General features: G+C 72.4%; 20 protein-coding genes and 1 other RNA gene. 11 read left to right on the top strand and 10 right to left on the bottom strand.

Features of this window, described 5'->3' with window-relative positions; genetic code table 11:
• Nucleotides 1-166: 166 nt before the first annotated feature.
• A complete protein-coding gene (gene guaB1 / locus QUG98_RS14255; RefSeq protein ID WP_289471191.1) occupies nucleotides 167-1,606 on the bottom strand; it encodes a GMP reductase in 1,440 nt (479 codons plus the stop codon).
• A gap of 288 nt (nucleotides 1,607-1,894) precedes the next feature.
• Here guaB1 and QUG98_RS14250 point away from each other — a divergent pair, with 288 nt between their 5' ends.
• Nucleotides 1,895-5,659: a multifunctional oxoglutarate decarboxylase/oxoglutarate dehydrogenase thiamine pyrophosphate-binding subunit/dihydrolipoyllysine-residue succinyltransferase subunit gene (locus tag QUG98_RS14250; protein WP_289471190.1), complete on the top strand. Its 3,765-nt coding sequence runs from the start codon at nucleotides 1,895-1,897 to the stop codon at nucleotides 5,657-5,659.
• 98 nt (nucleotides 5,660-5,757) lie between these two features.
• Here QUG98_RS14250 and QUG98_RS14245 read toward each other — a convergent pair whose 3' ends face one another.
• The 3 genes from QUG98_RS14245 to QUG98_RS14235 form a co-directional block, all read right to left on the bottom strand.
• Nucleotides 5,758-6,198: a GNAT family N-acetyltransferase gene (locus QUG98_RS14245; RefSeq protein ID WP_058729986.1), complete on the bottom strand. Its 441-nt coding sequence runs from the start codon at nucleotides 6,196-6,198 to the stop codon at nucleotides 5,758-5,760.
• Nucleotides 6,199-6,262: 64 nt separating this feature from the next.
• Nucleotides 6,263-6,511 (bottom strand): zf-HC2 domain-containing protein, encoded by a 249-nt coding sequence (locus tag QUG98_RS14240; protein WP_289471189.1) that lies wholly within the window; start codon nucleotides 6,509-6,511, stop codon nucleotides 6,263-6,265.
• The gene (locus QUG98_RS14235) at nucleotides 6,508-7,278 is read right to left on the bottom strand and encodes a sigma-70 family RNA polymerase sigma factor (protein ID WP_289471188.1); all 771 of its coding nucleotides are present in this window, start codon (nucleotides 7,276-7,278) and stop codon (nucleotides 6,508-6,510) included. The genes QUG98_RS14240 and QUG98_RS14235 overlap by 4 nt, the downstream gene beginning before the upstream one ends.
• 120 nt (nucleotides 7,279-7,398) lie before the next feature.
• Here QUG98_RS14235 and aroA point away from each other — a divergent pair, with 120 nt between their 5' ends.
• The 10 genes from aroA to QUG98_RS14185 all read left to right on the top strand — a co-directional run bounded on the left by aroA (nucleotide 7,399) and on the right by QUG98_RS14185 (nucleotide 21,884).
• Nucleotides 7,399-8,817 (top strand): 3-phosphoshikimate 1-carboxyvinyltransferase, encoded by a 1,419-nt coding sequence (gene aroA, locus QUG98_RS14230; RefSeq protein ID WP_289471187.1) that lies wholly within the window; start codon nucleotides 7,399-7,401, stop codon nucleotides 8,815-8,817.
• Nucleotides 8,814-9,872, top strand: coding sequence for a ribosome small subunit-dependent GTPase A (rsgA, locus tag QUG98_RS14225; RefSeq protein ID WP_289471186.1), 1,059 nt, complete (start codon nucleotides 8,814-8,816; stop codon nucleotides 9,870-9,872). The genes aroA and rsgA overlap by 4 nt, the downstream gene beginning before the upstream one ends.
• A gap of 150 nt (nucleotides 9,873-10,022) precedes the next feature.
• Nucleotides 10,023-11,165, top strand: coding sequence for an ABC-2 transporter permease (locus QUG98_RS14220; RefSeq protein WP_289471185.1), 1,143 nt, complete (start codon nucleotides 10,023-10,025; stop codon nucleotides 11,163-11,165).
• An 18-nt stretch (nucleotides 11,166-11,183) separates the two neighbouring features.
• Nucleotides 11,184-11,969, top strand: coding sequence for an inositol monophosphatase family protein (locus QUG98_RS14215; protein ID WP_289471184.1), 786 nt, complete (start codon nucleotides 11,184-11,186; stop codon nucleotides 11,967-11,969).
• A 505-nt stretch (nucleotides 11,970-12,474) separates the two neighbouring features.
• A complete protein-coding gene (locus QUG98_RS14210; protein ID WP_289471183.1) occupies nucleotides 12,475-15,192 on the top strand; it encodes an AAA family ATPase in 2,718 nt (905 codons plus the stop codon).
• A gap of 419 nt (nucleotides 15,193-15,611) precedes the next feature.
• A complete protein-coding gene (glmS, locus tag QUG98_RS14205) occupies nucleotides 15,612-17,477 on the top strand; it encodes a glutamine--fructose-6-phosphate transaminase (isomerizing) (RefSeq protein WP_289471182.1) in 1,866 nt (621 codons plus the stop codon).
• Nucleotides 17,478-17,627: 150 nt separating this feature from the next.
• Nucleotides 17,628-18,341: a M50 family metallopeptidase gene (locus tag QUG98_RS14200; RefSeq protein ID WP_289471181.1), complete on the top strand. Its 714-nt coding sequence runs from the start codon at nucleotides 17,628-17,630 to the stop codon at nucleotides 18,339-18,341.
• 208 nt (nucleotides 18,342-18,549) lie between these two features.
• Nucleotides 18,550-19,098 (top strand): NUDIX hydrolase, encoded by a 549-nt coding sequence (locus QUG98_RS14195; RefSeq protein WP_289471180.1) that lies wholly within the window; start codon nucleotides 18,550-18,552, stop codon nucleotides 19,096-19,098.
• Nucleotides 19,099-19,173: 75 nt separating this feature from the next.
• Nucleotides 19,174-20,577, top strand: a complete 1,404-nt coding sequence (locus tag QUG98_RS14190; RefSeq protein ID WP_289471179.1) for an O-acetylhomoserine aminocarboxypropyltransferase/cysteine synthase family protein — start codon at nucleotides 19,174-19,176, stop codon at nucleotides 20,575-20,577.
• 2 nt (nucleotides 20,578-20,579) lie between these two features.
• Nucleotides 20,580-21,884 (top strand): LLM class flavin-dependent oxidoreductase, encoded by a 1,305-nt coding sequence (locus QUG98_RS14185; protein WP_289471178.1) that lies wholly within the window; start codon nucleotides 20,580-20,582, stop codon nucleotides 21,882-21,884.
• A 17-nt stretch (nucleotides 21,885-21,901) separates the two neighbouring features.
• On the opposite strand, the gene QUG98_RS14180 is transcribed toward QUG98_RS14185, so the two are convergent.
• From QUG98_RS14180 to prfB, 6 genes are all read right to left on the bottom strand, one after another.
• Nucleotides 21,902-22,714: a hypothetical protein gene (locus tag QUG98_RS14180; protein ID WP_289471177.1), complete on the bottom strand. Its 813-nt coding sequence runs from the start codon at nucleotides 22,712-22,714 to the stop codon at nucleotides 21,902-21,904.
• 172 nt (nucleotides 22,715-22,886) lie between these two features.
• Nucleotides 22,887-23,264: a transfer-messenger RNA gene (gene ssrA / locus QUG98_RS14175) on the bottom strand.
• 153 nt (nucleotides 23,265-23,417) lie between these two features.
• Nucleotides 23,418-23,894 carry an SsrA-binding protein SmpB gene (gene smpB, locus QUG98_RS14170; protein WP_058729499.1) on the bottom strand — a complete coding sequence of 159 codons (477 nt, stop codon included), beginning with the start codon at nucleotides 23,892-23,894 and terminating at the stop codon, nucleotides 23,418-23,420.
• A gap of 118 nt (nucleotides 23,895-24,012) precedes the next feature.
• Entirely contained in the window at nucleotides 24,013-24,927 is a 915-nt protein-coding gene (ftsX, locus tag QUG98_RS14165) for a permease-like cell division protein FtsX (RefSeq protein ID WP_058729500.1), read from the bottom strand.
• Nucleotides 24,924-25,682 carry a cell division ATP-binding protein FtsE gene (ftsE, locus tag QUG98_RS14160; RefSeq protein ID WP_289471176.1) on the bottom strand — a complete coding sequence of 253 codons (759 nt, stop codon included), beginning with the start codon at nucleotides 25,680-25,682 and terminating at the stop codon, nucleotides 24,924-24,926. Before ftsE ends, ftsX begins: the two co-directional genes overlap by 4 nt.
• Nucleotides 25,683-25,754: 72 nt before the next feature.
• On the bottom strand, nucleotides 25,755-26,864 hold the full coding sequence (gene prfB, locus QUG98_RS14155; protein ID WP_289471175.1) for a peptide chain release factor 2: 1,110 nt from the start codon (nucleotides 26,862-26,864) through the stop codon (nucleotides 25,755-25,757).
• Nucleotides 26,865-26,869 lie beyond the last annotated feature (5 nt).

Genomic DNA, 26,869 nt, shown 5'->3' with positions numbered 1-26,869 from the left:
GCGGGGGGGGGGGGGGCCCCGGGGCCCCCGCGCCTCCCGTCCGTCCGTCGGTCGCGAACCCGAGACTCGTGCTCAGTGACGTTCCTCGCGCTCCTCGGCCCGAGCGACGTCGCTCAGGCCGAGACTCGGGCCACCGGCGCGCGGCCGGGCCGGCCGGGCCGGCCGGCTACCAGCTGACGGGGAGCGGCTTGCCCTCCTCGTAGCCGGCAGCCGATTGGATGCCGACGAGCGCCCGGTCGGCGAACTCGGCGAGCGAGGACGCCCCCGCGTACGTCGCCGAGCTGCGGATGCCCGTGGTGATCATGTCGAGGAGGTCCTCGACGCTCGGCCGCTCCGGGTCGAGGTAGATCGTCGACGACGAGATGCCCTCGGCGAAGAGGGCCTTGCGTGCGCGCTCGTACGGGTCGAGGCGCTCGAAGCGCTCGCGCACCGCCTTCGCCGATGCCATGCCCCAGCTCTCCTTGTAGGCCTTGCCGGCGGCGTCGCGACGGAGCACCCCGGGCGCCTCGAGCGTCCCGGCGAACCACGAGCCGATCATCACGCTCGACGCACCGGCGGCCAGGGCGAGCGCGACGTCGCGCGGGTAGCGGACCCCACCGTCGGCCCAGACGTGCGCGCCGAGCGACCGGGCCGCAGCGGCGGTCTCGAGCACGGCGGAGAACTGTGGACGACCGACGGCCGTCATCATGCGTGTGGTGCACATGGCGCCCGGCCCGACGCCGACCTTGATGATGGTCGCGCCGGCGTCGACCAGGTGCGCCACGGCGTCGGCGGTGACGACGTTGCCGGCGACGATCGGCAGGCCGAGCCCGAGCGCCGACACGGTGCGGAGCGCGCGGAGCATGCCCTCCTGGTGCCCGTGCGCGGTGTCGAGCACGAGCACGTCGACCCCGGCGGCGGCGAGGGCCCTCGCCTTCGCGGCGACGTCGCCGTTGATGCCGACCGCCGCGGCGACCCGGAGCCGACCCGCACCGTCGACCGCGGGCGTGTAGATGTCCTGGCGGATGGCGCTCGTCTGGCTGGTGGTGCCCACGACCCGGCCGTGTCGGACGACGGGGGCGAAGTCGACCTCGGCCGCCGAGAGCACGTCGTACACGTGCCGCGGGGTGCCGGCGTCCTCGGCGTCGATCGCCGTCGACGGCCCGTGCAGCAGGTCACCGATCGTGGCGTCCGCACCGGCGGTCCCGAGCCGGGCGGCCGGCACGCAGCCGAGGTACTCCCCCGCGTCGTCGCGCACGACCACCCCGCGACCGGCGACGGGCAGGAGCTGCTCGAGCGCCTCGGCGACGGTGGTGTCGGCGCGCATGTCGTAGGCGGTGTCGAAGTCGACCGGCTGCTCCTTGACCCAGCGGATCGCCGCGTCGAGGTCCTGCAGGTGCATGTCCTGCGGCAGCACACCGAGACCGCCACGGCGGGCCAGGGTCGCCGCGAGGCGCGGACCCGTGACGGAGTTCATGTTGGCGCTGACGATCGGGATCGTGGCGCCCGTGCCGTCGTTCGTGGCGAGGTCGACGTCGAAGCGGCTCGTCACCCCGGACCGGCTCGGGACGAGGAAGACGTCGGAGTAGGTCAGGTCGTGCGTCGGCCGCGTCTCGTAGAACCTCATGGGTGCCACTGTACGGCTCCGCGGTCGCCGTCGGACCGCCCCGGCGAAGCCCCGCGGTCGCCGCCGGGGCGCTCCTGCGCTGCGCCGCTGCGCGACACCCGTCGGCCGCCGCTCGGGTCCGGCAGACCGCTCCGGTCCGACACGCGCGAGTGCGGCCGGGAGGCGCGGCGCGCGTCCGACGGTCACCGAACGGTCGGCGCGGAACGGCTAGGCTTGCGGCCAGTGCGGAGCAGGGTTGCCCCGCACGACACACACGAGCATCTATCGACGGAGAGTGGGCGATCGGCTGTGTCGAGCCATCTGACGGGTACGGACGAGACCGCGGGCGAATTCGGGGCGAACGAGTGGCTGGTCGACGAGCTCTACGAGCAGTTCGTCGCCGACAAGGAGTCCGTGGACAAGTCGTGGTGGCCCGTGCTCGAGAGCTACCACCGCTCCCAGACCGGCACGGCCGCCGGTGGCTCCGCCCCCTCCGGTTCGTCGGCCTCCGCCTCCACGCAGTCGTCGGTCCCCGCTCCGACGCAGTCGACCACGCAGCAGCCCGCCACGGGTGACGCCCCGGCCGAGGCGAGGTCGGGCGGTCCGATCCAGGCCAAGACGACCTCGCGTCAGCCCACCCCGCAGCCGATCCCGGCGGAGGCCAACGACCAGGCCGACGACCACGAGGAGACCCACGAGGACGTGGCGACCCCGCTCCGGGGCATGGCGAAGACCCTCGCCTCGAACATGGACGCCTCGCTCACGGTCCCCACGGCGACCAGCGTCCGGACGATCCCGGCGAAGCTGATGATCGACAACCGCATCGTCATCAACAACCACCTGCGTCGTGCCCGCGGCGGCAAGATCTCCTTCACGCACCTGATCGGCTGGGCGATGGTGCAGGCGCTGCAGGACTTCCCGAGCCAGAACGTCTTCTACGAGGAGCGCGACGGCAAGCCCTTCGTGGTCGAGCCCGCGCACGTGAACCTCGGCATCGCGATCGACGTCCCGAAGAAGGACGGCACCCGCTCGCTCCTCGTCCCGAGCATCAAGCGCGCCGAGACCCTGACGTTCGGCCAGTTCCTCGCCGCCTACGAGGACCTCGTCAAGCGCGCACGTGACAACAAGCTCACGCCGGCGGACTTCCAGGGCACGACGATCTCGCTGACCAACCCGGGCGGCATCGGCACGGTGCACTCGGTCCCGCGCCTGACGAAGGGCCAGGGGTCGATCATCGGCGCCGGCGCGCTCGAGTACCCGGCGCAGTTCCAGGGCTCGGCGACGAAGACCCTGGTGGAGCTCGGCGTCGGCAAGACCATCACGCTGACGAGCACCTACGACCACCGCGTCATCCAGGGCGCCGGCTCGGGCGAGTACCTGAAGAAGGTGCACGAGCGGCTCATCGGCGAGCACGGCTTCTACGAGGGCATCTTCTCGGCGCTGCGCATCCCGTACAAGCCGATCCAGTGGGCGAACGACATCAACGTCGACCTGGCGCACCGCGTCAACAAGACGTCCCGCGTGCAGGAGCTCATCAACAGCTTCCGGGTGCGCGGGCACCTGATGGCGGACATCGACCCGCTCGAGTACCGGCAGCGCACGCACCCGGACCTCGAGCTCGAGAACCACGGGCTGACGTTCTGGGACCTCGACCGCGAGTTCGTCACCGGCGGCCTGGCCGGCACCACCACGGCACCGCTCCGCGACGTGCTGGGCATCCTGCGCGACGCGTACTGCCGCACCGTCGGCGTCGAGTACATGCACATCCAGGACCCCGAGCAGCGCCGCTGGGTGCAGGGCCACATCGAGGTGCCCTACTCGAAGCCGTCGAAGGACGAGCAGCTCCGCGTCCTCGGCAAGCTCAACGAGGCCGAGGCCTTCGAGACCTTCCTGCAGACGAAGTACGTCGGACAGAAGCGCTTCTCGCTCGAGGGCGGCGAGTCGACCATCGCGTTCCTCGACACCCTCATCCAGCACGCCGCCGGCGCCGGCCTCGACGAGGTCGCGATCGGCATGGCCCACCGCGGCCGCCTCAACGTGCTGACGAACATCGCCGGCAAGACCTACGGGCAGATCTTCCGTGAGTTCGAGGGCTCCTCGCTCCCCGGCGCCGTGTCCGGCCAGGGCTCCGGCGACGTGAAGTACCACGTCGGCACCGAGGGCGTGTTCCGCGCGTCCGACGGCTCGAGCATCCCGGTCACGATCGCCGCGAACCCCTCGCACCTCGAGGCGGTCGACGGCGTGCTCGAGGGCATCGTCCGCGCGAAGCAGGACCGCACCCCGCCCGGCACGTTCGGCGTGCTGCCGGTGCTCGTGCACGGTGACGCGGCCATGGCCGGCCAGGGCGTCGTCGTCGAGACCCTGCAGATGTCGCAGCTCCGCGGCTACCGCACGGGCGGCACGGTGCACCTCGTCATCAACAACCAGGTCGGCTTCACCACGCCCCCCGAGTCAGCGCGCAGCTCGGTCTACTCCACCGACGTCGCGAAGACGATCCAGGCGCCGATCTTCCACGTCAACGGGGACGACCCCGAGGCCGTGGCGCGCGTCGCGGAACTCGCCTTCGCCTACCGCGAGGAGTTCCACCGCGACGTCGTGATCGACCTCGTCTGCTACCGCCGCCGCGGCCACAACGAGGGCGACGACCCCTCGATGACGCAGCCCCTCATGTACAACCTCATCGAGGCGAAGCGCTCCGTCCGCACGCTGTACACCGAAGCCCTCGTCGGTCGCGGCGACATCACGCAAGAGGAGTACGACGAGGCGCACCGCGACTTCCAGGACCGCCTCGAGCGTGCCTTCGCCGAGACCCACGAGGCGCAGACCGGCACGATGCCCGTCATCACGACGGACGACGACGGCGCGGTGGACGGCCTCGAGCGTCCGACCGCCCAGCGTGACGACGCCGAGGTCGAGGTGCACGAGACCGCGATCTCCGAGGAGCTCGTCCGGGCGATCGGCGACGCGCACAGCAACCCGCCCGCCGGCTTCTCGATCCACCCGAAGCTGCAGCAGCTCCTCACCAAGCGCACCGAGATGACCCGCTCCGGCGGCATCGACTGGGCGATGGCGGAGCTCATGGCGATCGGCTCGGTGCTGGTCGAGGGCAAGCCCGTCCGACTCGCAGGCCAGGACGCCCGACGCGGCACCTTCGTGCAGCGCCAGGCGGTCTTCCACGACCGCGTGAACGGGCAGGAGTGGCTGCCGCTCGCGAACGTCACCGAGGACCAGGCCCGCCTGTACATCTACGACTCGCTGCTCAGCGAGTACGCGGCCATGGCGTTCGAGTACGGCTACTCGGTCGAGCGTCCCGAGGCACTCGTGCTCTGGGAGGCGCAGTTCGGCGACTTCGCGAACGGCGCGCAGACCGTGATCGACGAGTTCATCTCGTCAGCCGAGCAGAAGTGGGGCCAGCGCTCCGGACTGGTGCTCCTGCTCCCCCACGGCTACGAGGGCCAGGGGCCGGACCACTCGTCGGCGCGCATCGAGCGCTACCTGCAGCTCTGCGCCGAGGACAACATGACCGTCGCGCGGCCGTCGACCCCGGCGTCGTGGTTCCACCTGCTCCGTCGACAGGCGTGGGCCCGTCCGCAGAAGCCGCTCGTCGTGTTCACCCCGAAGGCGATGCTGCGCCTGCGCCAGGCGACGAGCCCGGTCGAGGCGTTCACCAGCGGGTCCTTCCGCGAGGTGCTCGACGACGACCGCGTGGCCGACAAGGGCGCCGTGCGCCGCGTCGTGCTGCACTCGGGCAAGGTGCACCACGACCTCCGCGCAGAGCTCGACAAGTCCGGCGCGACCGACGTCGCCCTCGTGCGGCTCGAGCAGCTCGCCCCGCTCCCCCTCGAGGAGCTGCTGCAGGTGCTCGCCGGCTACCCGCAGGCCGAGGTCGTCTGGGCGCAGGAGGAACCGGAGAACCAGGGTGCCTGGCCGTTCGTCTGCATGAACCTGTCCCCGCACCTCGACGGCCGTCCGCTCTCCGTGGCCTCGCGCCCGGCGAGTGCCGCACCGGCGACGGGCTCGTCGAAGCGCTCCGCGGGCGAGGCCGCCGACGTGGTGCGGAAGGCGCTCGGCTGACCCGGAGCACCCCGTGACGGACGATGCGCCCCGGTCCTCCGGGGCGCATCGGTCGTCCGGCGGCGCGACCGCACGTCCGGCACGGGCGCGAGGTGCGGCTACCGCAGCTTCGTGTAGCGGACGCCGGCCTCGTGGTAGCCGCGCTTCTGGTAGAAGCGGTGCGCACTGTCGGTCGCCGCGGCCGACACGGCGCTGAGACGGTGGGCCCCTTGCTCGGTGGCCCACGTCTCGAACACATCGATGAGCGCGGAACCGGTGCCGTGCCTCCTGGCCGACGGGTCCACGACCAGCAGCAGGAGCTGCGCGGTCGGCTCGTCGCTCGCGTACGACCAGGTCACCTGCGCGCCCGCCACCGCCACTGCGCGGCCGTCCTCGCCGCGGACCAGCCACGTGCGGTGGCCGGCCTCGGGGACCAGCCGCTCCAGCCGAGCGCGCATCGCGGGCTCGTCGACGACGTGCCCGAGCAGACGGACGAGGGCGGTGACGTCGGCGACGTCCGTGTCGGACCAGGTGGTGATCGACTCGGCGGTGAGGGTCATGGGGCGACCCTACCCAGGACGGGCGTCGTGTGACGACGCGCCGACGACCGCCGGGCCCGGTCGGTCAGGCCTGGTGCGTCGACTGCTCCACGCGGATGCGTGCCAGGATCTCCGTCCGGAGCTGCTCCGGCGCGGTCTCGGCACAGGCGCGCTTCACCGTCTCCATGAGGACGACGCCCACCCGGTGCTCGCTCGTGCAGTCCTCGCAGGACTCCATGTGCTCCCGGATGTCCGCGGCGTCCTCGCGGCAGAGCTCGTCGTGCAGGAACTCCTCGAGCTCGGCCTTGGCCTTCGAGCAGTCGCAGCCGCTCATCGTGCGTCCTTCCCGTCGGTGCGACCAGCGGCCGCAGTCGTCCCCCGGCCCCGCCCGCGCATCGTCGCCGTCGACGCTGCGTCCGGGACGATGCCGGTCTCGCGTGCGTGGTCCGCCAGGAGCCCCCTGAGGAGCCGGCGACCACGGTGGAGGCGGCTCATGACCGTCCCCACGGGGGTCTTCATGATGTCGGCGATCTCCTGGTAGGAGAAGCCCTCGACGTCCGCGAAGTACACGGCCATCCGGAAGTCCTCGGGGATCGACTGGAGCGCGTCCTTCACGGCGGAGGACGGCAGGTGGTCGATCGCGTCGGCCTCGGCGGAGCGCGCGGACACGGACTGCGTGACGCTCTCGGCGCCGCCGAGCTGCCAGTCCTCGAGCTCGTCGATCGTGCCCTGGTACGGGTTCCGCTGGTTCTTGCGGTACGTGTTGATGAACGTGTTCGTCAGGATGCGGTAGAGCCACGCCTTGAGGTTCGTGCCCTGCCGGAACTGCCGGAAGGCCGCGTACGCCTTGACGAAGGTCTCCTGCACGAGGTCCGACGCGTCGGCCGGGTTCCGGGTCATCCGCATCGCAGCGCCGTACAGCTGGTCCATGAACGGGAGCGCCTGGGCCTCGAACAGCGACCGCAGCTCGGCCTCGGAGACGGTCTTCTCGTCGGCGGGCTCGGGCTCGAGGGCATCCGCCTCCCCGGACACCGCGTCGAGCTGCGCCTCGGTCTCCTCGACCAGGTCGTGCGGTGCTGCCTGCGGTTCGTCGGTCGTCATCACGGACGAGTCTAGGCCGAGGCCGATCGTCGTCCGCACGGCCGGCAGCGCCGTCCGGTCGCGTTCGAGTGTGCCTGTCGCCAATGGTCCTCCCGGTGCGTTCAGTACCCTGGTGAACCGATGGCAGAGTCGACGCATTCCCAGCAGCCCGGTCCGTGGATCGCCCCCCTCGCCCGCGGGCCCCTGCGCGGCGACGTCGCCCTGCCCGGCTCCAAGTCGTTGACGAACCGGGAGCTCGTGCTCGCGGCGCTGGCGGACGGCCCCTCGACCATCCGGCTCCCCCTGCACTCCCGCGACTCCGCGCTCATGGTCGCGGCGCTCCGCCAGCTCGGGGTCGGGATCGACGAGGTCGTCCCCGCGGACGGCGTGGCACCGAACCCGTACGGCCCGGACCTCCGCATCACACCGGCACCGATGCACGGCGACGTCGCCGTCGACTGCGGCCTGGCCGGCACCGTGATGCGCTTCCTGCCGCCGCTCGCGGCGCTCGCCACCGGTCCGGTGACCGTCGACGGCGACCCCTACGCCCGTAAGCGCCCGATGGGTGCGATCATCCGCGCGCTCGCCGACCTCGGTGTCGACGTGACGGACGACGGCGACGGTGCCATGCCCTTCTCGTTCACCGGCACCGGCGCGGTCCGCGGCGGTCGGCTCGAGATCGACGCGTCGGCGTCGTCGCAGTTCGTCTCCGGGCTGCTGCTCTCCGCCGCGCGCTTCGACGAGGGCCTGCACCTCACCCACGTCGGCGACCGCCTGCCGAGCCTGCCGCACATCGACATGACCGTCGCGGCGCTCCGCGCGCGCGGGGTCCGGGTGGACCAGCCGTCGATCGGCGAGTGGGTCGTGCACCCGGGCCCGATCGCCGCCCGTGACGTCGTGATCGAGCCCGACCTGTCGAACGCCGCCCCGTTCGCGGCGGCCGCGCTCGTCGCGGGCGGAACCGTGCGGATCCGCACCTGGCCGACCGACACGACGCAGGTGGGTGCCGACCTCGAGACGCTCCTGCCCCTGTGGGGCGCGACCGTCACGCGGGACGGCGACGACCTCGTGTTCGACGGCGGCGTCGGGGTGGCGGGTGGAGCCTCCCTGCCGGGTGTCACCCTCGACCTGACGCGCGGTGGCGAGCTCGCACCGGCGCTCGTCGCGCTGTCGGCCCTGGCCGACGGTCCGAGCGAGATCACCGGGATCGGCCACCTGCGGGGCCACGAGACGGACCGCCTGGCCGCGTTGGCGGCGGACGTGAACCGGTCGGGAGGCTCGGTGCAGGAACTCGACGACGGCCTGCGGATCACGCCGGCGCCGCTCCACGGCGGTGGCTGGGCCGCGTACGACGACCACCGGATGGCCACCGCGGGCGCCCTCGTGGGCCTCGTCGTCGACGGCGTCGCCGTCGACGACGTCGGCTGCACCGCGAAGACGCTGCCGCAGTTCCCCGAGCTCTGGGCGGACCTCGTGGCGACCGGCCCGGCCCCGGACACCGGCACCGTCACCGTCACCGTCACGGACGGTCGTCCGTCCGACGGGAGCGTGACGCCGTGAGCTGGTGGGACGACGTCGACGGGGACGCCGGCGACGAGGACGAGCCGTACGGGCAGTACGAGTCGAAGGTGCGGATCCGACCGAACCCGAAGGGCAACCGGCCCCGCACGAAGACCCGTCCGAGCTACGACGACGCGCCCGTCGGCTGGGTGACGAACGTCGACCGCGGGCGCTTCGGCGTGCTGGTGTCCGCCGGACAGGACGATGAGCGGGTCGTCACCGCGACGAAGGCCCGCGAGCTCGGCAAGAAGTCGGTCGTCACCGGCGACCACGTGTCCCTCGCCGGCGACGTGTCGGGCGACACCGGTTCGCTCGCGCGCATCGTCAAGGTCGCCGAGCGGTCCACCCTGCTGCGGCGGAGCGCCGACGACAGCGACGAGGTCGAGCGCGTCATCGTGGCGAACGCCGACCAGATGCTGATCGTCGTCGCCGCCGCCGACCCGGAACCACGCCCGCGGCTCATCGACCGGTACCTCGTCGCGGCGTTCGACGCCGGACTCGACCCGGTGCTCTGCATCACGAAGACCGACCTCGCCGACCCGGCACCGTTCCTCGCGCACTTCGCCTGCCTGGACCTGCGGATCGTCACGAGCCGGTCGGACGACGTGCCCTTCGACGCGCTGCACGAGGTGCTCGACGACCAGGTCACGGTGACCGTCGGACACTCGGGCGTCGGGAAGTCGACGCTCGTGAACGCCATCACCGGGTCCACCCGGGCCACCGGCGTCGTGAACGCGGTGACGGGTCGCGGGCGGCACACCTCGTCGTCGTCGATCGCGCTGCGCGTCCGCGACGGCGGCTGGATCATCGACACCCCGGGCGTGCGGTCGTTCGGGCTCGGCCACGTGCAGCCCGAGAACGTCTTCCGGGCCTTCGCCGCGCACGCCGTCGCGGTGCACGAGCCCACGGACGGCATCCCGCTGTCCCAGGCGCACGACTGGGAGATCGTCGACCGGGTGCACGACGGGGAGCTCGGGCCGACGGGCGTCGAGCGGCTCGACTCCTTCCGTGCGCTGCTCACCGGCATGGGAGCGGACGACCCCGGCGCGGACTGACCGGCGCGGACTGACCGACCCGACCGGACCGACCGCTCGGCCCCGACGCGCTGCCGTGCCCCGCGGTGCCGGCCCGGCGCGCGCGGGCGCGGTCGCGCTGCGGTGCCCGGGGGTGCCGGCCCGGCGCGCGCGGGTGTACCGTTGCTCCTCGTGCCCGAAGTTGCAGAACACAACACAGCCCGTCCGGAACCGGTCCACCACGGGGACCACGCAGCGCCGCACCCGCAGCGGAGCAGCCGGCCGGCGGCACTCGCGGCGACGGTCCTGCGCCCCGAGCACCTCGGGCGGACGCTGCGCTCCTTCGGGTCGCACATCCTCGTCCCGCTGTTCCTCGCGGTCGGGATGAGCCTGGCCTACCTCGGCGCCTTCCACGCCCCGACCCCGCACGAGCTGCCCGTCGGCATCGTCGGCCAGGGTCCGAGCGCGCAGGTGTTCGCCCAGACGGTCACCGACGGCTCGGACGGCAAGCTGGTGGCGCACGTGGTCGGGTCGACGGACGAGGCCGAGCAGCAGGTGCGGGACCGCGACCTCGCCGCCGTGTACGCCCCCGGGACGGACGGCGCGGTGCTCTACGTCTCGACGGCCGCGAGCGAGACCACCGCCACCGCGGCGCAGAAGGTCTTCCTGCCGATCGCCTTCGAGCAGCACCTGCCGTTCAGCGTGCACGACGTCGTCCCCACCGGCGACGAGGACCCCACCGGCCAGGGGCTCTTCTTCCTGCTCGTCGGTCTGAGCGTCGGCGGGTACGCCTCGGCGATCGCCGTCGCCGCGGCGGCCGCGAAGCTCCGCGCGCTCTGGACGGTCGTCGTCGGCGCCGTCACGGCCGGGGTCGTCGCCGGCATCGGGATCCTGGTCGCCGGACCGCTCTACGGTGTCATCCCGGACCACCGGTGGCAGGTCTTCCTGTTCGCGTGGCTGTACGACGCGGTCATCGTGGCCCTCGGCGTCGGTCTGCACCCGCTGCTCGGCCGGTGGACCACGCCGATCCTCACGATGCTCTTCGTCATGCTCAACTTCACGAGCTCCGGCGGGATCTTCCAGCCGTCGTTCCAGCCCGGCTTCTTCGCCGCGCTCAACACGTTCTGGAGCGGCGCCGCGTGGCTCACCGCCGCGCAGGACCTCGTGTACTTCCCCGGGGCGTCACTGACCCGCTCGGTGGTCGTGCTCGTGCTGTGGCTCGTCGTCGCGGTGCTGCTCGGCGTCCTCGTGCACGGGCTCGCCGCGCGCCGCACGCGCATCGCCCGGGAACGCGCGGTCTCGCGCTACGAGGAGGAGCAGGTCGTCGCGGCGTAGGGCGCTACCCTGACCTCCGTGGACCTCAGCGCCGACCTGGACTTCGCCCGCTCCCTCGCCGACACCGCGGACGCGATCAGCCTCGAGCGGTTCCGCGCCGCCGACCTGCACGTCACGACGAAGGCCGACAGCACGCACGTCACCGACGCCGACCAGGCGGTGGAACGGGCGTTGCGCCAGCGCCTGGCGACCGAGCGCCCGGACGACGCGTTCCTCGGCGAGGAGACGACGGCGGACACCGGCGCGGACGCCCTGAGCGAGGGACACCGCCAGTGGGTCGTGGACCCGATCGACGGCACCGCGAACTACCTCCGCGGCGTGCCGGTCTGGGCGACGCTCATCGCCCTGGCCGTCGACGGCCGCCCCGTGCTCGGCGTGGTCAGCGCCCCGGCGCTCGGCAAGCGCTGGTGGGCCGCCGAGGGCCTCGGCGCACACTCCACGGACGGTCCCCTGCGCGTCTCCGGTGTCGCGGCACTGTCCGACGCCAGCCTGAGCTACAACAGCATCCAGCAGTGGGACGAGGACGACCGGCTCGACGCCCTCGTCGCGCTGTCGCGGAAGGTCTGGCGCACCCGCGCGTACGGCGACATGTGGTCGTACATGCTCGTGGCCGAGGGGGTCCTCGACATCGCCGGCGAACCCGACCTGAAGCCGTGGGACATCGCGGCCCTCGTGCCGATCGTCGAGGAGGCCGGTGGTCGCTTCACCTCGCTCGACGGCGACCCGGGCCCGTGGCACGGCAGCGCGCTCGCCACGAACGGCCTCGTGCACGACGCCGTGGTCGACGTCATCCGCCGCTCGTAGGCGCGCACGCGGTCCGCCCGCTGCCGGACCGCGCTGTACCCCGCTTGTCCCCTGGACGCGGCCGACACCCCGGCGCCGGACCCCCGGACGGGGGCGGTGACCCCCCGGACTGGGGCCAGGCGAGTCGGACACTCTGCTGACGGTCCTCCCGACGCGTCCGATGGCCGGGTTATCGTGCTGACGGCTGATCAGGCGCACCGGGTTCCCTAGACCCGGACCGTGTCGGGCCAGTCGTCCGTTTACTCGTCCGAAAACCCTGACCCGAGGGGTGGTCCAGACGATGACTTCATCGTTCCCAGGCGGAACCGAGTGCACCCTCACTCGTCGTCCGCGCTATCTCACCGACAGCCCTGGCGTGCGCTCCGTCGCCGCCTCGCATCCGTCCGTCGCCACGGCTCCTGCCCGTGACGCCGTCCGGATCCCGTCCGTCGCCGTGGTCACCCGCCGCGCTGCCGACCGGACGTCCTCCGCAGTCCTCGCCTCCGGACCCGGAGGCCGGTGAGTCATGGCACTCACCGGTCGCCGTCTCGAGGTCGACCGGATCGCGACCCTCGCAGCACTCCCTCGTGAGTCCGCGATGGTCGTCGTCGGCGACCCTGGTTCCGGACGCAGCAGCGTCCTCGGCGCGGTCGCGGACCGCGTCCCCCTCCCCGTCGTGCGGGTCGGGGTCAACGGGAGCGAGTCCCGTTGGCCGCTGGCCGGCGTGACCTCCCTGTTCACCGCACTCGACGACCCCCGGGCCACCGCCCACATCGCGCACCTGCTGCAGGCCGGCGGTGCGACGAGCGGTCTGGCAGCGGCGCACGACTTCCTCGAGGCCGTGCAGACCCTGACCCTGCCGCCGACCGTCGTCCTGATCGACGACCTCGACCGCATGGACGCCGAGAGCCAGGAGCTCATCGCGTTCCTCGCGGGTCGTCTCGCGGGGACGGCTCTGCGCCTGGTCGCGACGGTCCGGACCGTGCCGTCGGACGGGCCGCTCGCGGCGCTCCCGGTGCTGCGGCTCGAGCCGCTCACGGTCGACGAGTCCCTGGCACTCGCCCGCTCGATGGCGCCGGAGGGCGCGAACGACGGCGTGCTCGCGATCCTCGCCGACGCGACGGGCGGCAACCCCGGCGCGCTCCGCGAGCAGTTCGACGCGCTCTCGCACGCCCAGCTGACCGGCGCCGAGCCGCTCGTGCTGCCGTTGCGCCCGACCGCCACGACGGAGGCCCTCGCGGCCCTGTCGCTCGACACCGTGGCGGCCACCGACGACGCCGGCGCGGACACCGACGCGGGGCGTGGACCGGACGTCCTCGCGCGCCTCGCCCTCGTCCCCGTGGCGCGGATCGCCGGCTGGGACCGCGACGCCGTCGACGACCTCGCCGACGCCGGACTCGTCGCCGTGCGCGGGCAGACCGTCGCGGTCCGCGACCCCCTGCTCCGCTCGGCCCTGTACTGGCGGACACCGGCCCGGACGCGTCGCGCCCTGCACCGGGAGCTCGCCGCGGCGAGCGCCGATGCGGACCCCCGTGCCGCAGCGTGGCACCGCAGCTTCGTCGACGACGTCCCCGACGTGGTCGCGCTGCTCGACGCGGCCGCGGGCTACGTCGCCGACGGGGCGCCGCACGCCGCGGTGGCCCTGGCCGAGCGTGCCCTGCACGTCGGCTCGGGCGGCGAGGACGAACGAGCGGCACTGCTGGCGGTCACGGAGGCCCTCCTCGCCCAGCGCCTGCTGGGGCTCGCCGCGCGGTACCTCACCGCGATGCGTCCCTTCCGGCGCGCCGCGGACGAGGTCCGGCGCCTGCGGGTCCTGTACTCGGTGCAGTACCTGCGCGGCGAGACCGTCCACGCCGACGAGCTCCTCGTGCCCGTGGAGGCGGAGGCACCCGAAGCCCCCGCCACAGCCGGGCTCCTGGCGATGGTCGCGAGCTTCCGCGCGGAGACCTGGGACCTGGAGCAGGCCCGTGACCTGCTCGCCCGCGTCGAGCAGCTCGGTCCGGTGATCACTCCGCGCACCGCGGAGATCGCCGGCGCCGTGCAGTGCCTGGTCGCCGCGCTCGACGGGTCGCTGCCCGCCGACACCGAGCTCTACGACGGGCTCGCGACGGCGCGGCTGATGGCGATGTCCGACCCGGCGCTCCTGCTCGTGGCACACGCCCTGAGCGTCGCCGAGCGGTACCGGAGCGCGCGTCGCGTCTTCGCCCTCGTCGTCGCCCGCGGGCAGGACACCGAGGCCGTCTGGGTCGAGGGTGCCCGCTACCTGTCCGCCGAGAACGAGCTCCGCTCCGGCAACTTCCGGCAGGCCCTGCGCGCGATCGACGCCTGGGAGGCCGGGAGTGCCCTCTCGGCGCAGCGGCTGCGCGAGCCGTCCCGAGCGGTGGCGGTCGCGTGGCGGCACTTCGCCGAGGGCCGCACCCACGAGGCGCTCGAGGTGGTCGACCGTTGCCTGGCGCTCCGCTCGACGGTGCTGCTCTGGGGCACCACCGCCCGGCTGCACGCGCTGCGCGGACGCGTCCTGCTGCTCGACGGCCGGGTGGACGAGGCGGTGACCGCGCTCGAGGCGGCGGACGCCGTGGGACGGTCGCTCCGCAACCCGACGGTGCTCCGGCACCTCGGCGACCTGGTCGAGGCCTACGTCCGCCTCGGTCGGATCGACGACGCACGGAACGTCACCGCCCGACTCGCGGCGGACCACCACGCCCGGCCGTCCCGCTGGGGTGCGCTGGTGCTCGCGCGGAGCCTGGCGCTCGTCGCGGACGACGCGACCCGCGAGACGGCCCGTCGTCGCGCGCTCGAGCTGTTCCAGCCGCACGACTCGCAGTACGAGCGCGCTCGCACGTTCGCGGCGCTGGCGACGGTGGCCACGGACGCCGAGCGGCCCCGCCTGGGTGCCGCAGCGGCTGCCGCCTACGAGGCCGCGGGTCTCCGGCGTCCGCTCGCGACGCCCGTCCCGACCGCCGTCATGCCCGCCTTCGGCGTGCCGACGTCGCTGCGGTCCGGTCCGGTGCTGTCCGCCCCGGTCCCGAGCTCCCCGCGGAGCGCGCCGGACGCGTCGGTGGTGCTCACCCAGCTGACCGCCGAGGAGCGGGCCGTCGTGCAGAAGGTGACCGAGGGCTACCGCAACCGCGAGATCGCCTCGTCGCTGTTCATGTCGCAGCGCACGGTCGAGCTGCGGCTCACGCAGATCTACCGCAAGGTGGGTGCGCGCTCGCGCTCGCACCTGGTGGCGCTGCTCACCTGATCGCGGTCCGCGGTCGCTCGGCGGCCACCCGACGGACGGGAGGCCCGGTACCGGCTGGTACCGGGCCTCCCGTCCGTCGCCCCCGCGTTCGGACACCGGGCTGGCTTGCGCGAGTCCGCACCCGCCGACGGTCGGGTCGCACCGCTCGCGCGGTGAACCGCAAGAGGCGTTCCCCGGTGTTGTCGCGGCGGTGCCACGGGACGAGGCTCGTGGTGCACCGACCGCCGTGCCCTCCCCGGGAGGGCCCGTCCGCGACCACCCGACCGTCCGGTACCCGACCCGCCGACCCACCGTGTCCGCCCCCGCCTGATCCGCGGGTGGAGACGACCGGTCGACGGCCCCGGACCCGCGGCAGACCCGGCGGCGGTCGGTGCCGCACCCCCGGCTGACGGCCGGTCCCCCACCCGAACGGACACCGTATGTGCGGCATCATCGCGGCCCGCGTGAGCGACGACGTGACCCCCTTCCTGCTCGACGGCCTCGAGCGGCTCGAGTACCGGGGGTACGACTCGGTGGGCGTCGCGGTCCGGACCGCCGCGGGCCGCATCGCGACGGTCCGGTCGGTGTCCCGCGTCGCGGACCTGCGGGCGGACCTCGCGGCGCTGGCGGCGGCGGGGGCACCCGCAGACGCCGTGACGGGGGTCGGGATCGGGCACACCCGCTGGGCGACCTGCGGGACGGTGCGCGAGGAGAACGCGCACCCGCACACCGACTGTTCCGGGCGGGTCAGCGTCGTGCACAACGGGACGATCGACAACGCGGCGACCCTGCGGACCACACTCGAACGACAGGGGCACGTGTTCCGCTCCGAGGTGGACTCCGAGGTGATCGGGCACCTCGTCGAGCGCGCACTGCGGGTGGACCCGGACCTGGTGCTCGCGGTGCAGATCGCGACCGCGCAGCTCCGCGGTTCGTGGGCGATCGTCGTGCTGGACGCCCGGGACGGCCGCATGGTGGCTGCCGCCCACCGCTCGCCGCTCGTCGTGGCGCGCTCGGCCCGCGGCGACTTCGTCGCGAGCGACGTCGGGACGATCGCGGCCTGGTGCGAGACATTCGTGCCGCTCCGGGACGGTGACGTGGTGGAGCTCGGCGAGGCGTGGAGCTGGTCGTCGGAGGGCATCGCCGTGCCCGTCCCGTTCCCCACCGCGACGCCGTTCGCCGCGAGTGCGCTCGACGTCGACCTCGGTGACCACCCGGACCACACGGCGAAGGAGATCGCCGAGCAGCCCGGCGTCGTCGCCGACGTCCTCGACCGGGTCCGGCGCCGCACCGCGGACGGCAGCACCTGGACCGGACTCGGGCTCCCCGCGTTCGAGCGGCTCGCCGTCGTCGCCTGCGGCAGCTCGCTCCACGCCGGGCAGGTCGTCGCGGGCACCGCGCGCACCCTCGGCGGGGTGCCCACCGACGTCGTCCCCGCCAGCGAGGTGGACCAGGTCGTCCTCGGTCCGGGGACCCTCGTCGTCGCGATCAGCCAGTCCGGGGAGACCGCGGACGTCCTGCGTGCTCTGGACCGGCTCGACGACCGCTTCCCGGTGCTGGCCCTGACGAACGACGTCCACTCGTCGCTCGCCCGCCGGGCCGACGCCGTGCTCGACTGCCACGCCGGGCCCGAGGGCGGGCTCGCAGCGACGAAGAGCTTCACCGCGCAGGTGGTCGTCGGCGTGACCGCGGTCGTGTCCGCCCTGGTCGCCTCGGGCAGGCTCGAGCCGACCCGCGCCGCCGCCCTGGTCGACGAGCTCTCGGAGCTGCCCGAGCGGATGGCGGCGGCCGCCGTGGTCGCAGCCGAGCGTGTCCCGCTGCTCGCCGCGACGGTGCGCGACGCTCCCGGGTCCCTGTTCGTCGGCCGCGGGCCCGGGTTGCCCTACGCGGCCGAGGGCGCACTGAAGCTGGAGGAGCTCGCGTACCGGTGGGCACGGTCCTGCGCGGTCGGTGAGCTCGGGCACGGGCCGCTCGCACTCGTGGACGAGGGCACCCCGGTCGTGGTGGTCGACCACGGGGACCCCAGGATCACGTCGGCGGCGGCCGAGGCGCGTGCCCGCGGCGGGTTCGTCGTCACGATCGGCGGGGTCGGCTCCGACCTCCCGGTGATCGCCGGGAGGGCTGAGGCCACCGGCCTGGCGTGGGGACGGTCCGTCGCGCCCTGGGGACCGATCGAGGCGGTCGTGCCCCTGCAGATGCTGGCCCGGGAGCTCGCCGTGCAGCTCGGTTGCGCGGTCGACAAGCCCCGCGTCCCGGTGGGGTCGATGGCGGTCGGATGGCCAGGCACACGCAGCGCAACCGGGTGACGGTGTTCCTCGTCGTCATGACCGGGCTCGCCGTCGTCGCGACGGTCGTCGTGGTGGTGCTCGTCGCCGTGGACGCCGTCCGCTGAGCGGGTCGCGGCCGGCCCCTGCGGTGGTCAGGCTCCTCATGGCCGGCGCTGTCATGCTGACGGCTTGACCACAGCAGCCCCGCCCCTCGTCTTCGTCGCCGTCCTGGTGGGCGTCGTCCTGCCGTTCGTGCCCCTGGTCGGTCGGATCGCCCGGATCGCGGCCACGATCGTGCACGAGGTCGGCCACTGCGTCGTCGTCGTGCCCTTCGGTGGACGGATCGAGCGGATCGACCTGCACCCCGACGGCTCCGGCGAGGCCTGGGTCCGGCTCGGCCGCGCGCCCGGGGCGATCCGCTGGCTCGTGCGCGTGCTCAACCTGTTCGCCGGGTACAGCGCGCCCGTGTGGGCCGGCGTGTTGCTCGTCACCGGGGTGCTGCACGGATCGCGGTGGCTTCCCGCGGCGGTGCTCGCCGTGGTCGGGCTCGTGGCGCTCGCCTTCGTGCGGAACTGGTTCGGGCTGCTCGTCGTCGTCGGCTTCGACGCGCTCGCGCTCTGGGTGGCCGTCCGGCCGTCGGAGGCCACCGTGCTGGTCGTCGCCGCGGTGGGTGCGGCGTTCGTCGTCGACGGGCTCCGGTCCCTCGTGCACGTCGCGCGCTGGCTGCTCACCGGCGCACGGGTGCAGACCGACTTCCACATCGCCGCCGCCGAGTTGCGCGTGCCGGCGGTGCTGTGGTTCGTGCTGTTCGTGGTCGTCAACGGGGTCGTCGTGTGGCTCGCCCGGGAGCCGCTGCTCGCCACGTGGGACACCGTCGCCGCCGGGGTGCGCGCGCTGGTCTGAGGTCGGGCGAGCCGGGCCGGGCGTGGCTCGTAGCGCTCGTCTCGCCGGGCGGGTCGCGCTTCCGCGACATCGCACGCGTCGATCGACAGGAGCGATGTCGAACGATGCACACGCACTCGATGCAAGCGCACGGACCGACGTTGCACGCGTCGATCGACACGCGTCACGTCGCAGACCGGCACCCCGTCTGACGTGCCACCATCGTCGGATGCGCCCCGCCGATGCCCTCGTCGCGCTCGACACCGCGCCGTCACCCGACCGCCAGCGGTTCACGGCGTTCGTGCGCGCCACCGGGGACGCGGCGCTCGACCGGGATCTCGGCCCCGAGCACCTCACCGCGTCGTGCTTCGTGTTCTCGCGCGACCGCTCCCTCGTCCTGCTCTGCCTGCACCGCAAGGGTCGGTTCTGGGTGCAGTTCGGCGGACACCTCGAGCCGCAGGACCCCGGCCTGGCGAGTGCGGCCCTGCGTGAGGCCCGTGAGGAGTCCGGCATCGCCACGCTCGAACTCGACGACGACGCCGTGGCCGACCTCGACCGCCACGACCTGCACGGCGGGTTCTCCTGTGCCGTCCACTGGGACGTCGGGTTCGTCGCGACGGCGGACCCCGCGACCCGGACGGTCGTGAGCCACGAGAGCGAGGACGTCCGCTGGTTCCCGGTCGACGCCCTGCCCGCGCCGCTGGCCCCGGGGCTCCCCCGACGCCTGGCCGCACTGCTCGCCGGTCCAGCCGCGCCGACGGGCACAGGCGGCTCGTAACCCGACGCCGCAATGCCCCACGGGCCTGGGCGACCTGCGAGAGTACCCGCACGACGGACACAGCAGGAGGACCCCATGTCGGACGACGGCCACGGCTTCGCCACGGAACAGGTGCACGGCGGGTTCCTGCCCGACACTGCGCACGGCGCACGGGTACCCGCGATCCACATGACGTCGGGCTTCCTCTTCGACGACTTCGACCAGGCCCGCGAGCGCTTCGCCGGCACCGACGACGGCTACACCTACACACGCCTCGGCAACCCGACGAACGCCGACGTCGAGCGCCGGGTCGCCCTGCTCGAACGGAGCGCCGAGGCGATCCTCGTCGGCAGCGGCCAGGCGGCGGTCACGGTGGCGCTCCTCGGGCTCCTGCAGGCCGGCGACCACGTCGTCAGCGCGCGGAGCATCTACGAGGGCACGAAGGGGCTGCTCCTGCAGAACCTGGCGCGTCTCGGCATCGAGGTGGACTTCGTCGCCGACCAGCGCGACCTCGACGCGTGGGCCGCCGCGGTGCGCCCGAACACGAAGGCCTTCTTCGCCGAGACGATCCCGAACCCCAAGAACGACGTGCTCGACATCCGGGGCGTCGCCGACACCGCGCACCGTGCGGGCGTGCCGCTCGTGGTCGACAACACCCTGGCGACGCCGTACCTCGTGCGTCCGGTCGAGCACGGCGCGGACGTCGTGGTGCACTCCGCGTCGAAGTTCCTGTCCGGGCACGGCGCCGGCCTCGGCGGGCTCGTGGTCGACGGCGGCCGCTTCGACTGGGGCCGCACGCCGGAGCGCTTCCCGCACCTGACCACCCCGGACCGCGCCCTCGGCGGACAGAGCTACGTCGAGCGGTACGGCAGCCGGGCGTTCGTCGTCTTCGCACGTGACGTCGTCGCCGCACGCATCGGTCCGTCGCCGTCGCCGTTCAACGCCTTCCTGCTGCGCCAGGGCATCGAGACGCTGTCGCTCCGCGTGGAGCGCCACGTCGAGAACGCGCTCGCCGTGGCGTCGTTCCTGGAGCGCCAGCCGGAGGTGACGAGCGTCGACCACGCGGGTCTCGCCTCCAGTCCGTACCACGACCTCGCCCAGCGCTACCTGCCCCGAGGAGCCGGCTCCGTCTTCGCCTTCACGCTCGCCGGCGACGAGCCGGCCGCCCGCGCCTTCATCGACGCGGTGCAGCTGATCAGCCGGATGACCCACCTGGGCGACGTCCGCTCGCTCGTGCTGCACCCCGCGACCACCACGCACGCCGGCCGCACCGCGACCGAGCGGGCCGAGCTCGGCATCGGCGACGGCCTGGTCCGCCTGTCCGTCGGCATCGAGGACGTCGCCGACCTGCTCGCGGACGTGGAGCGCGGCCTGGCAGCGGTCCGTGCGGTGGTCGGACCGGACGGCGTCGGCCGGGAGGCACGGCCCACCTCACCCACGGAGGTCACCGTGCTCGCGCACACCGTCCCGCAGGGCCACGTCGTCGCGCAGGAGGTGTGACGGTGGGCGACCTGCAGCACTTCGGGTACTTCTTCTCGCGCGGGTTCGGGCCGCAGGCGTGGGGCCGCGCCGACTGGGACTGGGGCCTCGACTGGACGAAGCCCGACCTGTACCAGCAGTCCGTCCGGGCGCTCGAGCAGGCGGGGATGGACCTCGTCATCGCCGAGGACGCGATCTCGCTCGGCAGTCCGGCGACCCTGGACCTGCGGATCCGGCAGGCCTACGGCGGACCGAAGCACGACCCGCTGCTGCTCGCGCCCTACCTGTTCGCCGTGACGGAGCACATCGGCATCGCGCCGACGGTGAACGCGGGCATCACGCCGCCGTACCTGGCCGCACGGCAGGCCGCGACGCTCGCGCACCTGTCGTCGGACCGGTTCGGGCTCAACGTCGTGACCGACACCGGGAGTGCACGGCACGTCGGTGCGGCGCCGCTGCCGCACGACGCCGCGTACGACCGCGCCGAGGAGTGGATCACGCTGCTCCGACGGCTGTGGCACTCGTGGGGCGACGGCTACGTCGGCGACCCGTCGGACTGGCACTTCGCCGACGGCGATGCCCTCGACGCGTTCCACCACGAGGGCGCGTACTTCACCGCGGACGGGCCGCTCAACGCCCTGCCGCTCGACTCCAACCCGGTCGTGGTCTCCCCCGGCGGGTCCGGGCGCGGGCTCGGCTTCGCCGGGACGCACTCGGACGTGCAGCTCGCGCTCGCCCCGCTGACGGCCGAGGCGGTGCGCGCGTACCGATCGCGGGTGCTCACCGCCGCCGCCGACGCCGGGCGGAGCGCGGACGACCTGCGGGTGCTGTTCGTGCTGAAGCCGGTGCTCGTGCCGTCCGTCGAGGAGGCCGACCGCGTCGTCACGGCGTCTCGGCACCCGTCCGACGCCGACCTGCGCGCGGCTGCGGTCGCGTGGTCGAGCGACTCGGAGACGGACCTGCTCGCGCTCGACCTCGACGCGCCGATCCCGGCGGGCACGTTCGGCGACCACGTGTCCGCCGGGACGATCCGGGGGCTGGTCGGGGACACGCCGGACGCACCCCTGCGCGAGCTGTTGACGCGGAAGGCACGGCTCGGGCGGATCAGCGCCCGTGAGGGGTTCATCGGGACGGCCGAGGAGTTCGCGGACTTCGTCGAGGAGCTCGGCGCGGACGCGGACAACGACGGGTTCATCCTGTCCGGGGACCTGCACCCGGCGCAGGTGTACCGGATGACCGGCGACCTCGTGCCGGTGCTGCGCCGTCGGGGGCTGCTGCGCCGGGAGTACGGCGACGGAGGACTGCGGGCGAACCTGTTCGACTTCTGACGCCCTCCCTCGTGGACCTACTTCTTCTTGTCGGACTTCTTCTTGTCGGACTTCTTCTTGTCCTTCTTCTTGTCGGACTTCTTCTTGTCCTTATTCTTGTCCTTCTTCTTGTCCTTATTCTTGTCCTTCTTCTTGTCGGACTGCTTCTCGTCCTTCTTCTTGCTCGTGGGCTGTTCGACGGCGGACTCGTCCTCGTCCTCCGCACGGGGCGCACGCACGCCGGCGGGGCCGAGGCCGTCGACGGGCTCGACGACCACCGCGGTGCCGGTGTCCACCAGCACGTCGACGTCCTGCTCCTCGACCACCGGGACGGACGCGTCCTCCACCCGCTCGACCACGAGTTCCGCTCCGTCCTCGGCGAGTCGCAGCAACGCCTGCGCTGCCCGCACGCGCGTCGTGGTCCGGCGCGCCAGGACGTCGGCCCGGGCACCCTCGAGGAACCCGCGCAGTGCCCGCTCGACCGCCGACCGGCCTCGCGGCGCCGAGCGGTCGAGACGGTCGAGCTCACCGGCGATGCCCGCGACGTCGTCGTCGACGTGCTCGTCCCGCACCGACGACACCAGCGCGGCCACCGCCGACGCAGCGCGCTCGACCGCTGCCGAGCGCTGGTCGAGCACGACGAGCATCTCGAACACACCGCCGTAGGACACCGTCTCGAGCCGCACGGGTTCGGCACCGCGACCCCGCACGACGAGGCGGGCGTCCGGCGTCGGCAGCCAGGCGACGACGGCGGCGACGGTCGCGACGGACCCGACGATCCGCTCGTACTCCGCCAGACCCAGACGGTCCTGCTCCCGCAGACGGACTCGGATCGCGATCTCCTGCACCACGTGCTGACCTCTCGTTGGGGATCGACGCGAGCGAGCCCCGCGCCTGACCCGGACAGTAGTCCTCGGCTCCCCCGCGCACGACGAACGCCCCGCCGACGTCCAGGGGACGGCGGCGGGGCGTTCAGGTGGCGACCTCGGTGGTCAGCGTGACAGCGGGTCGACGTCACGGCGTTGGTGGAGATGGGGGGAATCGAACCCCCGTCCATCGCTGCAATTCGACGTCTTCTACGGGCGTATCCGGATGAGGCGTTCTGCTCGGCCCCGTCCTTTGCTACCGGCTTCTAGGACGACGGGCCCAGTCTCAGTGCAAGTCCCGCACGGCCCTGAGGCGCAACCGTGCAGCAAGTCCTCTGGATGACGCCGGAACTCAGGTTAGAAGACGGTCACCTGGCCGACGGACTTCATGTGCTGGGCTGCTTACGCAGCGAGAGCGAAGTCAGTGCGCTTGGAATTGGCACTTGTTGTTTTCCACGGATCGTTCACGAGATGACCGTGGGTCCTCGGCCCGCTTCCCGTCGGCACACAGGCAATGTCGAAACCGATCATCCCCGTACGGGCCGTGACGTGCGAGCCGCTGTCACGCTGTTGAGTTGCCAACGCTCCCCGGGAGGAGCGGTACCCCAGCCTAGCGGGGTCCGCTGGACGATGCCAGCGGCGTTCGCCGTGGGCTCACTCGCCCGAGCGGCTCACTCGCCGCGGCGGCTCACTCGCCCATGCGGTTCCGCGAGCGCATGGCCCGCTCGGCCTCGCGCTTGTCGGTCTTCTCGCGCAGGGCCTGACGCTTGTCGAACTCGCGCTTGCCCTTCGCGACCGCGATCTCGACCTTCGCCCGACCGTCGTGGAAGTAGATCTTCATCGGCACGAGCGTGTACCCGCCCTGCGCCGTCTTGTGCGAGATCTTCACGATCTGCTGCTTGTGCAGGAGCAGCTTGCGCTTCCGCCGGGGCGCGTGGTTGTTCCACGTCCCCTCGGTGTACTCGGGGATGTGCACGGAGTCGAGCCACGCTTCGCCGCCGTCGATGAAGGCGTACCCGTCGACCAGGGACGCGCGACCCTCGCGCAGGGACTTCACCTCGGTGCCGGACAGCACCATGCCTGCCTCGTACGTGTCCTCGATGAGGTAGTCGTGGCGCGCGCGACGGTTGGTCGCCACGATCTTCTCGCCGCGTTCCTTCGCCATGGTGACTCCCTTCGGTGACCGGGAACGGTCCCCGGTGCTGCTGCGCAGCCCTACAGCCTAGTGAACACGACGACCGCGGCGCACCTTCCCGGCGCGCCGCGGTCCCGGAGTCCGCGGGTCAGACGCGCAGGTAGCGACGGATCGCGATGAGCGCGGAGACGCCGGCGAGCAGCACACCGATCACGATCACGGCGGGCACGACCACGGCCGCGTCGCCCATGCCGATGAACGCCGTGCCGGAGAACCGCTGCGCCAGGTAGTTCCGCACGAAGAACCACACCACGGCGGTGATCGCGCCGCCGGCGAGCACGGCGCCGATGGCCGCGGCGATGACGCCCTCGAGCACGAACGGGGTCTGGATGAACCGGTTCGACGCCCCGACGAGGCGCATGATGCCGAGCTCGCGCCGCCTGCTGAACGCCGACAATCGGATCGTCGTCGCGATGAGCAGCACGGCGGCCACGAGCATCAGCGACGCGATGCCGATCGCCGTGTACGACGAGGCGTTGAGCAGGTTGAAGATCGGCTGCAGGTACCCGCGCTGGTCCACCACGCTCTGCACGCCGGCGACCTTCGACAGGCTCTCGACGAGGACGTCCGCCTGCGACGGGTTCTTCAGGTTCACCCAGAAGGTCTCGTTGAGGTACTCCGGCTTGACGAACTCGGTCGCCGGCGAGTCCTTGAACTGCTCCTTGAACCGGGTGAACGCCTGGTCCTGGTCCTCGTAGTACGTCTTCTCGATGTACGGCTTGAGGGTGGACGAGTCGAGCTGCGCCTGGACCTGCTCGCGCTGGTCCTCGGTGGCCTTGGCGCCGGTGCAGTTCCCGGTGGTGTCGGTGTCGGTGCACAGGTAGACCGCGACCTGCGCCCGGTCGTACCAGTACCCCTTCATCTGGTTGATCTGCATCTGCAGCAGGATCGCGGTGCCGACGAAGGTGAGCGAGATGAAGGTCACCAGGACGACCGAGACCACCATCGACGCGTTGCGTCGCAGGCCCGAGCCGACCTCGGACATGACGAGCCCGAGCCTCATCGGATGAGTCCCGGGATCGTCTGGATGCCGGTCGTGTTCGAGACGCCCGAGCCGTGCTGGATCGGGAGCGCCTGGGTCTGGTAGCCGCCGGACTGCTCGTCGCGCAGGACGCTGCCGTTCGAGAGCTCGATGACCCGGCGCTGCATCTGGTTCACGATGCTGGCGTCGTGCGTCGCCATGAGCACGGTGGTGCCTCCCTGGTTGATGCGTTCGAGGAGCGCCATGATGCCGGCCGAGGTGGTCGGGTCGAGGTTGCCGGTGGGCTCGTCGGCCAGCAGGATCGCCGGCTTGTTGACGACGGCGCGGGCGATCGCCACGCGCTGCTGCTCACCACCGGAGAGCTCGTGCGGCATGCGGGTCGCCTTGCCGGCGAGACCGACGAGCTTGAGCACGTCGGTGACGGCCTCGCTGATGAAGCCCTTGCTCTTGCCGATCACCTGGAGCGAGAAGGCGACGTTGTCGAAGACGTTCTTGTTCGGCAGGAGCCGGAAGTCCTGGAATACCACACCGAGGTTGCGGCGGAAGTACGGGACCTTGCGCGACGACAGGGCGCCGAGCCGCTGCCCGAGCACGTGGATCTGCCCGCGGGTCGGCTTCTCCTCCTTGAGCACGAGGCGCAGGAAGCTCGACTTGCCGGAGCCGGACGCGCCGACGAGGAAGACGAACTCACCCTTGAGGATCTCGAGGGAGAGGTCGTCGAGCGCGGGACTCGGGTTGCCCGAGTAGACCTTGGTGACCTGGTCGAATTTGATCATGACCGGATCAGGGTAGGTCGGCCCGGCCGGAAGTCAACCGAGGCGCGCGGCTCGACTCCGCCGCGAGGACGCTCAGGAATCGTCGCCCTGCTTGCGCCAGCGGATGCCCGCGTTGATGAAGCCGTCCAGGTCCCCGTCGAACACCGAGGACGGGTTGTTCACCTCGTGCTCGCTGCGGAGGTCCTTGACCATCTGGTACGGCGCGAGGACGTACGAGCGGATCTGGTCACCCCAGCTCGCCGTGATGTTGCCGGCGAGCTCCTTCTTCTTCGCGTTCTCCTCCTCCTTCTTCAGGAGCAGCAGGCGCGACTGCAGCACGCGCATCGCGGCGGCGCGGTTCTGGATCTGCGACTTCTCGTTCTGCATCGACACCACGGTGCCGGTCGGCAGGTGGGTCAGGCGGACGGCGGAGTCGGTCGTGTTGACGGACTGCCCACCGGGGCCGGACGAGCGGAACACGTCGACGCGGATGTCGTTCTCGGGGATGTCGATGGCCTCGGTCTCCGGCATCAGCGGGATGACCTCGACCGCGGCGAAGGAGGTCTGCCGCTTGCCCGCGGCACCGAACGGCGACATGCGCACGAGCCGGTGTGTGCCGGCCTCGACCGAGAGCGTGCCGAAGGCGTAGGGCGCGTCGACCTCGAAGGTCGCCGACTTGATGCCGGCTTCTTCGGCGTAGGACGTGTCCATGACCGTGGTCTTGTAGCCGTGCTGCTCGGAGTAGCGCAGGTACATGCGGAGGAGCATCTCGGCGAAGTCCGCGGCGTCGACACCGCCCGCACCCGCACGGATCGTGATCACCGCGGGACGCTCGTCGTACTCGCCGTCGAGGAGCGTCTGCACCTCGAGGTCGCCCATGGTCTTCTGGATCGCCTTGAGCTCGTCCTGCGCCTCGGCCGCGGAATCGGCGTCGTCGGCCTCGTTCGCCATCTCGACGAGCACCTCGAGGTCGTCGATCCGCCGCTCGGTGTCGGTGATCTTCCGCAGCTCGGCCTGCTTGTGGGAGAGGGCACTCGTCACCTGCTGCGCGTGCTCGACGTCGTCCCACAGGTCCTGCGCGCCCGCCTGCTCGCTCAGTTCGGCGATCTCGCGCTCCAGCCGGTCGACGTCGACGACCGAGCGGATGTTGCCGAAGGTCTCGCGGAGGGCGGACAGCTGCTCGGTGAAGTCAAGTTCGACCATGGTCA

It is taken from the genome of Curtobacterium subtropicum, assembly GCF_030362975.1.
Classification (GTDB): Bacteria; Actinomycetota; Actinomycetes; order Actinomycetales; family Microbacteriaceae; genus Curtobacterium; species Curtobacterium subtropicum.
Note: the sequence above shows the minus strand (reverse complement) of the source record. Positions and strands in the feature narration are given on the sequence as shown.